Consider the following 13,991-nt stretch of genomic DNA (forward strand, 5'->3'; position numbering starts at 1 on the left):
TTGGGCGGACGGTGGCCATTTGGCAGAGGGTTCGCTCTCGGAACCCGGACGAAAAGCAAAAGGACTCCGTCGTCGGAGTCCTCAGGCCTTCCTATGACATGTCTACCGATTCGCCTCGATTAACGCCTCTACCTCGTTGATCAGCCGCTCCAGCGCCCCGACCGCATCCGCCAGTCCCTCCGCGTCGGGAGAGAGGCTGGCGAAGATGCCGTCGACCGACGACCGGAAATGCGGAAGCGCGAGCGGGAGCGACTGCGCTTCGCTGACGGCGCCCTTCTCGTTCATCAAGTACTTGCCGTTCAGGGCGAACAGCGTCTGGTTGAGACAGGCGACGGCGCGGAAGCAGCAGCCCGCGACGTAGTTCGCGTCCAGCTTGCCGACGGCCTTGCGCGCGTTGGCGGCCGAGAAGGATGCTTCCCAGCCGAACTTCCCGATCACGCCGTCCCGCAGCGCCTGCGGATAAGGTCGCGTCTGCGCCTGCAACCGGTCGACGGTCCCGTCCGGATCCCACAGCGGGCGGCAGGAGGCGATCTCCGCCATATAGATCGTATTCACGAATCCGTGTGGATGCCCCGGCTGATAGTCGATCGTGACTTCGCCGCGCGTGCAGTCCGCAATGACGCGCTCCACCCGGGAGAGGTCCCGGTAGAGGAAGTCGACCGGAAGGCCGCCAATATGCAGCCACCCGCCGCCGTTAATCCACGGTCCCCATTCTCCGATAGGGGTAATTAGGTCCCCCCTTCCCCCGTCGTCCAGCGCGGAAGCCAGCCGGCCCAGCGCTTCCAGATCCAGTCCTTCGTCCGGGCTGTAGTAAATGCCGATATCGAGATCCGATTCGGGCCGATGCGTCCCTTTGGCCCTGGAGCCGCCGAGCACGATCGCGCGCACGCCCCGAACCGCCGTCAGCCCCTGCACGATGCGGTCTATGATCTTCTCTACATCCCGATGGTCCGCCATCTTCGTTCACCCACATTCTCTTTATTTTCGCCTGGCAAACAAGGCCCCGGCGATGCAGCGGCGGATCGGGCAGACCGGGCGTCAACGCACAAGCCAGCAATGCCAAGGCTTCGTGATCCGCGCGCTTACCGCGCCTCGATCGTCAACGTCTCTCCGGCAGCGAGACGCACTCGCTCCGGGAAGACGAGATCGTCGCCCTCCCGCTCGCAGACGACGGGGCGTCCGTTCACGGCGACCGCCGCGGCCGTCTTGCCCGCGAGCAGGTCGGAGCGGAAGCGCCCGACCGTAAGCTCGCCGTATGCGACCGTCAGGCGCAGCTGTCCGTCCGCATGCGCGAACTCGCCCCATCCCCGGCCCAGCGACCAGAACGTCCTGAACGCTTCGCGGTTCACGACCGGACTGAACCCGATGAGGCCTTCCTGCGCCTGGTCATACTCGAACCCGCTCAGTGCGGTTAACAAAGAATAAGACGCCATGGAACGCACATAGTTGCTGCCGCACTCGAATTCGTTCCACGGATTGCGGCGTTCCCCGTCGTAGCGGTGCCGGATCGCCCGGACGACCGCAAGCCCCTCCTCCACGAGACCTTCGTAGATCATATGGCTCGCCGCCTGGTACTCGAACCCGTTCATGCACTCGTCGGCATACGGCACCGGCACCTTCGGCGCGCCCCCTTTCGGGTACGTGGCGATCAGGAGCCCGCGCTCGTCGTTTAGCCCGTAGATTCGGCAGGCGTTCGTATAGTCCCGCAGCACCGGAATGAAGTTGTACTTGTAGATCGCGCTCACCGCCGCGCGCGCCTGCTCGCGGTCGAACACGTAGCCGAGCCCGACGACGTGCGCGTGCCATTGGCCCAGCACCTGGTCGATGTGGCAGGCTTCGCCGAACTGGTACTTGATCTCGCCGAGCTCGGGATCGACGTCGAACCGTTCGTCCTTCAGGTCGATCTGCTGCGTGAAGTATTCGCCGTTGAACAGGTGGTCGCTCACCCAACGGCGCCCCCGCTCGTACAGCTCCCGGTACTCCCCGGCCGCCGCGTCGCCGAGCGCCTCGGCCATGACGGACGCCGCCAGCAGCGCGCCGTGGTACATGCCGGACAAGAAAGCGTTCGGTCCGTACGCCTCCTCGTCCAGCGTATGATGCTGCACGCCCTCCATGACGCCGTCGCGGTCGCGGTCCCACCAATCGTCGTTCGTCGGGTCCCAGGCGTATTCGAGCGACTTCTTCACCTGCGGCCAGATGCCGCGCAGCCAGTCTGTATCGCCGGAGATGCGCCATTCCCGGTACGTCTTCACGATGTCGGCCATCTGGCCGTCCGCCGCCGCGTGGAACTTGTTCTCCTCGCGCGTCCGCTCGGGCGGCAGCATGAGACGGAACGCGACCTTGCCGTTGTCGAACTGCGCGTGCCGATAGTGATTGTTCCGCATCGACCGGGCCAGCTCGGGGAACAGGAACGGGGTGACCTGCTCATAGCCCCACACGTGGGTGCAAGAGCCTTCGCAGGAGCCCTCGTTCGTATGAACGCCCTCGAAGCCGTAGAGGGAGCCGTCGGGCAGGCGGAGCACCGTCGGCGATTTCAGGATCGAGATGTTGGCCGAGACGGCGTCCACCACTTCGTGCGGCAGCGTCGAGCCGAACAGCAGGTCCTTGAACGCGCGCGTCTCGCGTTCGAGGCGCGGCAGCTCCGCGAACACGTACGCGGCCGTCTCCTTCGAATCCTTGAACTGCGTCGCGTAGTAGTTTTTCCACGTCGGATACGGTCCGTGCTCCTTGCCCTTGCCCGGGTTCCAATCGTTCACGTAGTTCGGGTAGCTCCAGGAGAGGATGAACGTGAACTTGCCGGTTTCTCCCGGCGCCAGCGTCCGATGCCCGCTGAGCAGGCAGACGTCCCGCCACTGGCGGGCATCCTCTCCGAGGGCGCTGACGTCGTCATAGTGCCGCTCCTTGAACTTGCCCGGAGCGGTGAATTCCTGCCAGAACACGACGGCGTTGTCGAACCAGCCCCCGCGGTACCAATAGCTCTGGTAGCTGACGTCCTCGCAGTCCGTCGCGAGCGTCAGATCTCCGTATGCGGCCTCCTCCTCGGCGTAGGCGTTCGAGCGGAGCTTGAAGCCCCGGAATCCCGCCTCGTCGAAGTAACTGTTCATGGCGCCCCGCTTGGCGGGGTTGGTCAGGTTGCCGACGACGCTCACGTCGAGCGGCTCCGCCGACCGGTTCGTCACGGCATAGGTCAGCACGGCGGCCGGCAGCGAGGAGTCCTTGGCGTTCAGCGGGATGAGCGGATTGAATGCGGTCAGCTTGACCGAGATCGGATCCCCCGCGTCGTCGAACGCGATTTCCGCGAACGGATATTCGCCGCGGAACGAGGTGCTCGCGAAATGCGGGAAGCCCGTCATGTTCTCGCGCTTCGGACCGTAGCCGTAGCCTTCGAACTTGCCCTTGCCTTCGCCTGTATAGGGAGCTTGGAGATCGCCGTGCAGCACCTTGGACAGCTTCACTTCTCCCTGCGCTTCCGCCTTGACGGCGAAGAAGGAGAAACCGTTGTGGCTCAGTTTGTTCGGCTTGTTGAAAATCTCCCAATCGATGAGCCTGCCGTTGCCCGCGAGGCCGATACAGCCGCTGCCGATGCCTCCGAGCGGGAACGAGATTTCCTTCGTTTTGTAGCCTGCGTATACGAATGATCCGGATGTCGTCATGATGGATCTCCTTTTTGCCGCTATCGGCTGTGATTTAGACCTTCAGTCCGCCGCCCGCGATGCCTTCGATCAGATACTTCTGCCCGAAGATATAGAAGAGCATCGGCACGATCAGCGTGATCGTCACCCCCGCGAGGATCGCGGACAGATTGCCCGCCCCGAACTGGCCGTTCAGTACGGTCATGCCGATCGGGAGCGTCATCTTCTCCGCCGTATTCAGGAAGATGAGCGGCCGGAAAAAATCGTTCCAATGCGCGATGAACGTCATCACGCTCGTCATGGCGATGACCGGTACGGACATGGGCAGGATGACGTTGAGATACCCGCGGACGCGGCCCGCGCCGTCGATGAACGCCGCTTCCTCGTAGCTCGGGGAGATCGTCATCATCATCTGCCGGATAAGGAAGATGCCGAACGGGTTGATCAGCGCCGGCAGGATGAGCGCCGCGTGCGTATCGACCAGATCGAGCTTCGACAGCAGGATGAACTGCGGGATGATCGTCACCTGGCCCGGGATCATGAGTCCGGACAGAAAAATGAGGAAGATGGCGTTTTTGCCGGGAAAAGAAAGACGGGCGAACGCGTAAGCCGCCATGCTGGAGATGAACACATGCCCGATCACGATCAGTCCCGCGACCTTGAGACTGTTCACCATGAACGCGAGCAGCGGCACTCGCTTGAACACTTCGCCGTAGTTGTCGAAGTTGAATGTCGTCGGGAAAATCGCCGGAGGCAAGTCGAAGGAGTTCTGCGGCAGCCGGAGCGACGTCGAGACGATCCACAGGAAGGGCGCGAACATGAACGCCGCGACGATCAGCAGCGCGCCGTCCGTCAGCCATCTGGCGCCGTATCGCTTCATCGGCCTTCCTCCTCTCTATTCTTGGTTATAGGACACCCACTGCCGGCTGAACCGGAATTGGAGCACGGTCACGAGCAGGATGATGAGGAACAAGCTGATCGAGACGAGGGAGGCGTAGCCCATCTCGTGGTGCTGGAACGCGACCTCGTAGATGTACATGTTCACCGACCGCGAGGCGTCGCCCGGTCCGCCGCCGGTGATCAGGTAGGGCTCGTCGAAGATCTGCGTCGCGCCGATCAGCGTCGTGACGAGCACGAAGAAGATCGTCGGCGACAGCATCGGCAGCGTGAGCCGGAAGAAGGACTGCGCGGCGCTCGCCCCGTCGATCTCCGCCGCCTCGTACAGCGTTCTCGGGATGTTCTGCAGCCCGATTACGTAATAGAGGAAGGCGTTGCCGACGAACTTCCAAAAGCTGTAGATCGCGACGGCCAGGTAGACCCACTTCGGCGATTGCAGCCAAGGAATCCGCTCGATGCCGAGCAGGCCCAGCAGGTAGTTAAGGACGCCGAAGTCGTTGTCGTAGATAAAGCTCCAAGCAACGGCAACGGCCGCCGAGGTGACCAGCACGGGGAAGTAGTAGGCTGTTCGGTAGAAGTACTTCCATCGGCTCGAGATGCTTCGCGTCGCTCCGAGCGCCAGGAGCAGCCCCAGAATCATGTGCATGGGGACGAGAATGAGGACGTACTTCAGCGTATTGCCGTACATGAGGCCGAGGCGCTGGTCGTGCCAGAACTGGCGCAGATTGTCCATTCCCGTCCACCGGTGCGGGGTAATGACGTTGTACTGGGTGAAGCTCAGATAGACGGAGACGACGAGCGGCTCGGCGACGAACACGATGAACAGGAGCAGCGCGGGAAACAGGAACAGATAGCCGGCGAAGCCGTCCTTGACGGACCGACGCATTCTCATGAATACCTCCTCGGAAGCCGCCGGGAGCTGCGGTCCTGGGCCGCTGCGCCCCCTTCGGCTTCCGCTGGATTATTTTTTGGCCAGGGCGGCGTCGATCTCCGTCTTCGCCTTTTTCATGGCCGTCGCGGCATCCATCTGGTTGGAGAGGATCGACGACATGTAGCGGTTGAAGATGCCTTCGATCTCGCCGTACTGCATCGGCGCTTCGACCGGCTGGGCGATATCGGCGCTGTCCGCGTACACCTGCCAATGCTCGGCCGGCGTCTTCGGCAGCACTTCCTTCATGACCGAGATGCGGGTCGGGATCGAGAAGTTCGACAGCGTCGTCTTCTGCGAGAAGGACGAGGACAGGAACGCCGCCAGCTTGAACGCCGCCTCCGGCTGCTTCGTCGACTTCAGGACCGGGAACGCGCCGGAGCCGAAGATGACCTTTTGCGTCTTGAACTTCGGCAGGAGCTGAATGTCGATCGCCTTGAACTTCGTCTTGTCATAGGTGCCGAACGGCCACTTGCCGGCGGAGATCATCGCGACGCGGCCGGAGATCAGGTCGTTGATCATGTCGGACTTCGGATTCGGCACGGGCGAGACTTTGTATTTGTAGATCAAGTCCTGGAAAAACTGCATCATCTCGATGGCGTTCGGGTCATCCAGCTTGCTCGACGTCATGCTCTCGTCCAAGACGCTCGCTTCGTTGTTGAACAGCCAAGCCGATGCCCCGAAGTAGTAGTTCGGGATGGCGAAGCCGAATGTCTTCTTCCCGCCTTTGTCGGTCGTGAGCGCTTGGGCGTAGCGGAGAAAGTCGTCGCGGGTCCAGTCGGACGGGGGAACGGGCAGCCCCGCCTCCTTCAGCAGATCGGTGTTGAAGTGCATGACCACGTTGTTCCAGTCCCAGACGAAGCCGTACGTCTTGCCGTCGAAGACGAACGGGGATTGCAGCTTCGGGTGCAGGTCCTCGTAATTCTCCAGCGCGTCCGGGAACTTCTCCATGTAGTCGTCGAGCGGCAGCAGCAGGTCCTGCTTCGCGAACATCTGAATGCCTTCGATGGCGACCCGGATGACGTCCGGGGCTTTGCCGCCCGCGATCATCGTCTGGATCTTGTTGAAGTAGTCGGCCCAGCCGTTGCTCGTCACCGAGATCCGGTTGACCTTGATGTCGGAGTTCTTCTTGTTGAACTCTTCCAGCAGCACCTTCAGCTGCTCGTTGCTGACGTCTCCTTCGTTCCAGACGATCGTGACCTCTTGCTTGCCCTTGACCGCTCCGCCCGTATCGGCGGACGCGGAGGCTTCCCCGTTCTTGGAGCCGCCTGCGCATGCCGCCATGAGCGAGACTAACAGCGACAGGATCAGCGCCAGGACGGCGACGCTTCTCGTTCTTCTCATCGTGGGTCGCTCCTTCTCGGAAGGTTGATCGTTTAAGCGCTTACAAAACGACCTTTAGAAAAAAACCCATGCCTAAGTTACCGCGGTCATCCCCTTGATTCTCTTCCTTGCCATGAACCTAGATTCTCCCGCCGCTAGCGAATATTGGTCACCGTGCACGTGAACGGCTTAAATATAGCACAGGGCAAAATGACTGTAAACAGAAAATCGTGCACGTGAACGCATTTATTTTTTCGCTATTTTTGCATATAATCGAAATAGCAGGCATATTCCGTCCTAAGTCCTCGGCTTGGGGCTTACTCTACTGATTCGTTTAGGAGAACCAGACCATGAGCAAAACGAGCCAGCAAATCGCCGAAATCTGCGGCGTATCGCGCGGCACCGTCGACCGGGCGCTGAACAACCGCCCTGGCATCAATCCGGAGACCAAGGAGAAGATCCTTCAGGTGGCGGAGCAGCTCGGCTATCGGCCGCACTTTCTCGCGCAGAGCCTGGTGAAGGGCAGCACGCGCTCGATCGGCGCCGTCCTGTTCGACATCAACAACCGTCTCTTCCCCCAGCTCGTCAACGCGATCGAGACGAGGGCCAGCGAACTGGGCTATTTCCTGTACTTGACGCTGACGAACAAGGACCCCGAGAAAGAGAAGGACTGCCTGCAGCATCTCGTCGACCGCAAGGTGGATGGGGTCCTGCTCCTCTCCGTCAACAAGGGCGAAGCGTTCGAGCGTTTCCTCGGCAAGCTGGGCGTGCCCGTCGTTACCTTCGGCAACCTGGTCTCCGACGACATCCCCTACGTATGGGTAGACGACCGCGCGGCGATCCGGGACGCCGTACGGCATCTGGCCGCCCAGGGCTACGAAGAGATCATCTATCTCAGTCCGCCGATGGCGCTGGCCGGCAAGACCAATCTGTACGCCGTCGAGCAGCGCTACCTCGGCTTCGAGGAGGCGATCGCGGAGACGCCTGGCCTGCTGACCGATATCGTGCTGCACAAGGGCTATCTGGAGGAGATCGACGCGCTCCTGCAGCGGGGGGACAAGAAGAAAGTGATCCTCTGCACAAGCGACAAATATGCGCTGAAGGTGCTGCTGCATCTGAAGCAGAAGGGCATTCGCATTCCGCAGGACGTCGGACTGATGGGCTTCGACAATATCGACACGCTGGCTTATATCTCGCCGGCCTTGTCGACGATCGCGTATTCGTCGGACGATGTCGGTACACGGGCGGTCGACCTGCTCATCGACCGGATCGCGGAACGGGACGTGCCGATGCGGACGACGATTCCCCATCGCATCATCCAGGGCGAATCGATCTGACGCACGGATGCGGAGGCCGCTCTAAGCAAGGAAGAACGGCTTCGCCGTCCTCGGAAGAGGGTGATGCGTTTTTTAAGAAAACGACGCGATCTGACGCATTTTCATCATAGCCTGTGACCCGGCAGGGTCACGAACGTTTTTATCGGAGACCATTCGAAAGGGATAAGCGTGAAACCTCTACATTCTAAAAGGTCGTGACTGGCGGTGCGTCCGGCAGTCGTGATTTGTCGTTATTTTCCAGCCGGGCGCGCTTCTCTCAAAACTTTTTCCGCCGATCCTGCGTCTAATAGACTAGTTGCAATCATCGAAAGACGCTGCCCGTTCGCGGGAGCGGAAGGAGTTCGGTATGATCAAACAAGCGCTCGCGCTAACCCTATCGGCCGCTATCGCGCTCTCTTCGGCGGCTTGGATGGGGCATGCGAAGGCGGAGGCGGGCCCCAAGGTAGAACGAGTCAAGCCTGGCATGCTCTACAAGGAAGACGGCACGGCGTGGCGATTCGGCGACGGCACGACGCTGCCGACCCGGGTCCTCGCGCTCTCGAACGTCCGGGAGGCGTTCGGCTGGCGAAGCGACGCCTTCTACGCCTGGCGATTGGACGGGACCGTCTGGCGGTATCCGACCGGCACGGGAGAGGAGCCGGAGCAAGTCGCCAACCTGACGCACGTCATCGACGTGTCCGATGCGGACGGCTACGCGTTTGCCGTCCGGAAGGACGGTACCGTGTGGGCGTGGGGGAGCAACCGCTTCGGTCAGCTTGCGAACGGCAAGCTGGGGAATCAGGATGTCGTCAAGCCGCAGCGGATCGCGGGCTTGTCCAATATCATCGCCGTCTCCGCCCAGCGCGGCAACAACATCGCCTTGGCCAGGGACGGAACGGTCTATACGTGGGGGCAGCTTATCGCGCCGCACAAGGAATGGTACGACCCGCTCTCCGCGAAGGACATGCAGATGCGTCCCAAGCGTATTCCCGAGCTGCGCCATATCATCAAGATCGATGGGACCTTCGCTCTTCGCGAGGACGGCACGGTATTTGCGTGGGGCAACAATTATTACGGACAGCTCGGCATCGGAGCGCCCAAGCGAACCTACGTCGCGACGCCGCAGCCCGTCTCCCTGCTGGCGGGTCAGGTTCGTTCCCTGTCCGTCTCGAGCAGCTTTGCCTTGTTCATGACGAAGAAAGGCGAAGTGTGGGGGGCCGGCCTCGATCTCTCCGGCCAATTGATGGGACAGACCTCGCACGGCTCGTCGAACTTGCCGCTGAAGCTTCCCGGCCTCCACGGCGTGAAGCAGGTCGCGGCCGGAGCCGGTTACGGTCTGGCATTGTACGAGAATGGCAGCGTCTATGCGTGGGGACTGAACCGCCGCGGGGAACTCGGGATCGGGTCGGCGGGCTATCCGGTGCGCGAAGCCGCCAGCTATGCCAGAGCCCAGCGCGTCGCACATACGGTATCCATTCGCATAGGCGGACAGGAGCAGGCCGAGCCGGCCTTGATCCGCGACGACACGGCGTACGTGCCCGTCAAGACCGTCGCGGACGCCGCCGGCGCGGTTATCGCGTGGACGGAATATTCCCGCAAGCAGAAGACGATGGTCGTCCAATATGGCGGTCGACTCCTGCAAGGGCAGATCGGCTCGACGCAGTTGATGATGGATGGGCAGCCGGTGACGCTCAAGACGCCCCTCTCCGTCGTGAACAACCGCGTCGTCCTCCCCGCGCGGCTGCTCGCCGAATGGTTCGGGACAAGCATCGATTGGGACGCGAAGACGGGCGAGGTCCGCTTCGACGCCATCCCGTCGAACTGACGCGGCGAAGCAAAGGAATGATGCTTCCGTCGATCATTCGATTGACATCTCTTGATCCTTTGGATGGGCTTCGCGCCGATCCTGTCCGATAGTGCGAATTCGCCCAACGGGCAGACCCAAACGAACAAGCCTCAGGTTCCGGACCCTATCCGGCGCCTGAGGCTTGTTGCGATTCGAGGATCAGCGCGTCGCGCGCGAGGCTCCCTTTCCGTTTCCCCGGCCAAGAACGGGCCCGGCGCCCTTTTGCAAGTTATTGCTTTCTCGACGAGCGTACGTTGGCCCCGCGTTGAGAAATATAGGTTAGGTTTACGTTAAGGGGCCATCCCTCGACCACGGGACGGCCCGACCGTTACTTCTTATTTGTCGTAGGAAACACTAAATGTATTATTTCGTTCAATGACTACATTAGCGGATTTACAGTTTGGAGGAAATTGGATGGGATGCGAAAATACAGAACCCGCATCGAGCACTTCCCCTTGTTGATAATGACCAAATGTGATCCTATATTCCGGATTAGCGGCGAACTTAATCTCTTGGTTCGGAAAAACGGTCTGTACCAACGTGCTTGATCCAGACATTCCGACTCCTGCAGCGGCATAGTAAATCGGTACAGTGTGTTCTACTTGAATGAGCAAATTTCCTTTTGCGCTTGCATCCGTCGTCCTGCCGTGAAATGCGAGCCCGTGACCAAAGGTAAGGCTAATTCGATTGTTGTTCGGCGCGGCCGGATCTGTCTGAATCATTTGATCGGGGCTAAATACCAACCCAGGCTCTAACCGACCACCCGTGAAGCTCCATACAAAGCTATAATCCTCATTCCACTTCATTTCGACCGTGTCCCCTTTCCGGCATGATTTAACTAACCACGCTAACGGAAATAACCCCCGAGTCATATGTTGATGAGGCTCCGTCTGAAATAGGACTGCGTTTCCGTCGATTAAGGATTGATTGGTGAAGCGAACGGAATAAATAGACATGAGTAACGCCTCCAGCATGGATAATAATGGACCCTTCTTCTAAGTATAGAATATCGTCCATTCCAAGGAAGCGAAAATGCGCTCATCTGTACGATTTTTCGCATACAAAGACCTCTTTGCCGCGAGAAGGCACGATTGTATTCGATTTTTCATGCCTATTTTTCGATTTTACGAATTCAGGAATCATTCTGTATGAAATTTCGAACAGATTTCCACGAAGGTTGTTCGGCCGCTGTTCAGCCATCCTCCCCCAGTCGAACTAGGCATTTTCATCCCAACAAACGAAAACCCGCGGCCCTCATACAGACGCCGCGGGTCTTTGTCTTCTGCTTTACTTGCCGTATACTTCGAATTCCGAGATCTGCGCGGCCGCCCAGGCCGTGTTGTCGGAGACGGTCAGCCGGACGTACCGGACCTTGGCGGGCGCGTCGAGTGCGATCTCGACCTTGTTGCCCGCCTTCGGGTCGAACGTGCAGGGACTGGTCGGCGACAGCGTCGCGAAGGTCTGACCGTCCTCGCTGCCGAGCACCTCGATCGTCTGGTCCCGCTTCTCCCACGCGTCCTGCGGCGGGAGGGAGAGGACGACGCGCTGCACCTCGTGCGGCTCGCCCAGATCGACGGTGATCGACTGCGGGAACTTCTTGGCGACGCTCTCCCAATACGTATACGGATCCCCGTCGTTCGCAAGCTTCGCGGGGAATTCCTTGGCCGTATCGGTCGTCGACAGAATGTCCTTGCCCGCGGCCAGGTTCGTCTGCAGCTTCACCTTTTCGAACGTTTCCTTCGCTTCGCTCGGCTTGGCGGACTTGGCCAGCGCCACGTATCCGACCTTTTGCTCCTTGACCAGAGCGACATAGTCGAACTTGAGGAAGTCGCCTTCCTCGGTAACGACCAGATCGGCAATCTTCGCGCCGCCCGCCGTATAGGCCGTCGCCGTCGCATGCGCCCACTTGGACCCCTTTTTGATACGCAGCGTCGTATCGGTGCCGTAAGGCTGGTAGACGCGGATCTCGTCGTCCGTCCGCACCTCCACGAGATCATGCTCGCCCGGATCGAGATCGGCGCCGTTGTACCGGACGTAGTTGCCCGCGCGTACCTTGCCGTCCGGGGACGAGATGTCGAAGCCGCCCGGCGACAGCGCCGTCGCGGCATCGAGGGCGTAGGGCTGCGTCTTGTCCCAGTTCGCCGTCACCTGGCGGCTGCCGAAGTCCGTCCGGGTCACCGCGTCCGTCACTTGGACGTATCCGCGCACCGGCTCGCCGACGTAGTCCGCCAGAACGTAGCGTTGGTAGACGCCGGCCAGATCGACCCACGGGTTGTTCACGCCGTTGAACAGGTCCGCGCTCAGGCTGTAGCCCATTGCGGCGTTCCAGCGCAGCATGTCCTGGTTGTCCGTCATCGTCTGGGAAGCCAGATCGTGCTGATAGAGCATGACTTTGTCGCGCGCGAGCATGCCGATCATCGGATAGTAGTCGGTATAGGCCGCCGTCTTGACCCGGTAGCCGAGCAGGTCCCACAAGTAGTTCGAGCCCATAAAGCCCGTCGCGTCGTCCGCCAGCACGTCGAAGCCGTCCTCCGTATACATCGGGTGCTTGACGGAGGCGAAGTAGTCGCGCACGCCCGCCATATACGCCGTCGAAGGATCGGTACCGGCCGGATTGCTGGCGTTGTAAACGAACGGGACGTTGCGGATGCCCCACTGGTCCTCGAAGACGCCGTCGAAGCCCGCGTCCATCAGCTTGCGGTGCTCCCCGTCGATCCGCTCGCGGACGTATGGATGGTTGATGTTGGCGACATAGCCGCTGTGCTCGCCATAGTCTTCCTTGACGATCGTCCCCGTGCGGTCCCGGACGACGACGTCCTCCAGCTTCACGCCCGCGGGCAGCGCGGCCAGCGTCGGCGAGCGAACGCCCCACCACGAGAAGTTCGTATACGGCACGACCTTGTTCCCCTTCGCTTTCGCCTCCTTTACGAATGCCTGGAACGCGTCGTCTCCGCCCCACTTCGGATCGGGAGGCAAAAAGTCCGGGTAGTTCTCGTCATGCCCGCCCGTCTGGAAGCCGACAAGATGGAGCACGCCCGGATAGGCGAGCTGGTCGGCGTACTTCGTCTTCAGCACGTCCCAACTCGCGTCCTTGAGCGCCGAGACGTCCATCTTGTAGAACGGGAGCCGGGAATACGTCGACAACGACTTGCCGAGCTTCCGATCCAGCGTCTTGTAGTCCCGAATGCCGTTCAACTCCCCGTACGAGGCGATCGAGTCGGGATAGTCGCCGCCGATCTCGAGCACGATCTCGGGCGTACGCCATTTGGCGTCCGGCGCCAAAGCCGTCGCGTAGTCGTGCACGATGGCGGTCATGCCGGGCTCCTTGACCTGGGCTTTGAAGCCGAGATTCGCCGTCGCGACCGTCTTGCCGTGGACGTCGTAGACCGCCAGATTGCCGTTTGCCGTCCGGACCGACGCGTACGAGGCGAACAGAACGCCCGGGTATTGGTCCTCGAAGGAGGCGTTGTCCTTGAAGAAGGCGTCTTTCAGCCGCGCGCCCGGCAGCATCGGCAGCAACCCGTCCTTGACCTGGTCGGACTGCACCTTCAGCTCGTAGGGGAACCGGAACGACTTAAGCGTCTTGCCCGTCCCGTTGGCGACCTCCGCCCGCATGGAGATTCGGCCTTTCGCCTCGAAGCGAACCGTCGCCTCCACCTTCAGCGCGCCGCCGTAATGCAGGCTGAGCTCGCCCTTGCGCTTGTTCCAGCCGTACGCGAACGAATCCGCCTTCGCCCCGCTCAGCGCGCTGTCGTCTTCCAGGAACGCCCACCACAGCGCACCGTCGCGGTTGCCCGCCGAGAGGTCGGTCTTCGCCTGCTTGTCGCGCAGGTAGGCGATCCCGCCGTTGTCGGCGCGGAAAGCCGCCTCGTATCGTCCGTTGGATACGACCAGCAGCCCGTCCGCCTTCTTCAGGCTCGCCGCGTTCCCCGGCACGGCGGCCGGATAGAGGGCGGCGGCGCCGGCGATCACCACGATCGCCGCGATGCCGATCCATAGCCATTTGCCGCTCCGCTTCTTGCTTTTGCCGTTTGCCATCGGTACACCCC

9 protein-coding genes are annotated in these 13,991 nt (G+C 61.1%); 2 read left to right on the forward strand and 7 right to left on the reverse strand.

Going from position 1 to position 13,991, the window contains the following annotated elements; translation table 11 throughout:
• Window positions 1–102: 102 nt before the first annotated feature.
• From LKX83_RS24010 to LKX83_RS24030, 5 genes are all read right to left on the reverse strand, one after another.
• The gene (locus LKX83_RS24010) at window positions 103–957 is read right to left on the reverse strand and encodes a nucleotidyltransferase domain-containing protein (RefSeq protein ID WP_227885370.1); all 855 of its coding nucleotides are present in this window, start codon (window positions 955–957) and stop codon (window positions 103–105) included.
• Between the two features lie 125 nt (window positions 958–1,082).
• Window positions 1,083–3,653 (reverse strand): GH116 family glycosyl-hydrolase, encoded by a 2,571-nt coding sequence (locus LKX83_RS24015; RefSeq protein WP_227885371.1) that lies wholly within the window; start codon window positions 3,651–3,653, stop codon window positions 1,083–1,085.
• Window positions 3,654–3,687: 34 nt separating this feature from the next.
• A complete protein-coding gene (locus LKX83_RS24020; RefSeq protein WP_227885372.1) occupies window positions 3,688–4,512 on the reverse strand; it encodes a carbohydrate ABC transporter permease in 825 nt (274 codons plus the stop codon).
• Window positions 4,513–4,527: 15 nt separating this feature from the next.
• On the reverse strand, window positions 4,528–5,421 hold the full coding sequence (locus LKX83_RS24025) for a carbohydrate ABC transporter permease (protein ID WP_227885373.1): 894 nt from the start codon (window positions 5,419–5,421) through the stop codon (window positions 4,528–4,530).
• Between the two features lie 69 nt (window positions 5,422–5,490).
• On the reverse strand, window positions 5,491–6,801 hold the full coding sequence (locus LKX83_RS24030) for an ABC transporter substrate-binding protein (RefSeq protein WP_227885374.1): 1,311 nt from the start codon (window positions 6,799–6,801) through the stop codon (window positions 5,491–5,493).
• A gap of 329 nt (window positions 6,802–7,130) precedes the next feature.
• Here LKX83_RS24030 and LKX83_RS24035 point away from each other — a divergent pair, with 329 nt between their 5' ends.
• Together LKX83_RS24035 and LKX83_RS24040 are read left to right on the forward strand one after the other, a co-directional pair.
• Window positions 7,131–8,117, forward strand: coding sequence for a LacI family DNA-binding transcriptional regulator (locus LKX83_RS24035; RefSeq protein WP_227885375.1), 987 nt, complete (start codon window positions 7,131–7,133; stop codon window positions 8,115–8,117).
• A gap of 346 nt (window positions 8,118–8,463) precedes the next feature.
• Window positions 8,464–9,921 (forward strand): RCC1 domain-containing protein, encoded by a 1,458-nt coding sequence (locus LKX83_RS24040; RefSeq protein WP_227885376.1) that lies wholly within the window; start codon window positions 8,464–8,466, stop codon window positions 9,919–9,921.
• Window positions 9,922–10,277: 356 nt separating this feature from the next.
• On the opposite strand, the gene LKX83_RS24045 is transcribed toward LKX83_RS24040, so the two are convergent.
• Both LKX83_RS24045 and LKX83_RS24050 read right to left on the reverse strand, forming a co-directional pair.
• Window positions 10,278–10,748 (reverse strand): hypothetical protein, encoded by a 471-nt coding sequence (locus LKX83_RS24045; protein ID WP_227885377.1) that lies wholly within the window; start codon window positions 10,746–10,748, stop codon window positions 10,278–10,280.
• Window positions 10,749–11,229: 481 nt separating this feature from the next.
• Window positions 11,230–13,980, reverse strand: coding sequence for a discoidin domain-containing protein (locus LKX83_RS24050; protein WP_227885378.1), 2,751 nt, complete (start codon window positions 13,978–13,980; stop codon window positions 11,230–11,232).
• Between the last annotated feature and the right edge of the window lie 11 nt (window positions 13,981–13,991).

Origin of the sequence: Cohnella baijiui (genome assembly GCF_020731285.1) — a bacterium.
Taxonomy (GTDB): Bacteria; Bacillota; Bacilli; order Paenibacillales; family Paenibacillaceae; genus Cohnella.

Coding starts and splice junctions, on each gene's coding strand:
- LKX83_RS24010 (WP_227885370.1), bottom strand. CDS start 957: ATGGCGGACCATCGGGATGTAGAGAAGATCATAGACCGCATCGTGCAG.
- LKX83_RS24015 (WP_227885371.1), bottom strand. CDS start 3,653: ATGACGACATCCGGATCATTCGTATACGCAGGCTACAAAACGAAGGAA.
- LKX83_RS24020 (WP_227885372.1), bottom strand. CDS start 4,512: ATGAAGCGATACGGCGCCAGATGGCTGACGGACGGCGCGCTGCTGATC.
- LKX83_RS24025 (WP_227885373.1), bottom strand. CDS start 5,421: ATGAGAATGCGTCGGTCCGTCAAGGACGGCTTCGCCGGCTATCTGTTC.
- LKX83_RS24030 (WP_227885374.1), bottom strand. CDS start 6,801: ATGAGAAGAACGAGAAGCGTCGCCGTCCTGGCGCTGATCCTGTCGCTG.
- LKX83_RS24035 (WP_227885375.1), top strand. CDS start 7,131: ATGAGCAAAACGAGCCAGCAAATCGCCGAAATCTGCGGCGTATCGCGC.
- LKX83_RS24040 (WP_227885376.1), top strand. CDS start 8,464: ATGATCAAACAAGCGCTCGCGCTAACCCTATCGGCCGCTATCGCGCTC.
- LKX83_RS24045 (WP_227885377.1), bottom strand. CDS start 10,748: ATGAAGTGGAATGAGGATTATAGCTTTGTATGGAGCTTCACGGGTGGT.
- LKX83_RS24050 (WP_227885378.1), bottom strand. CDS start 13,980: ATGGCAAACGGCAAAAGCAAGAAGCGGAGCGGCAAATGGCTATGGATC.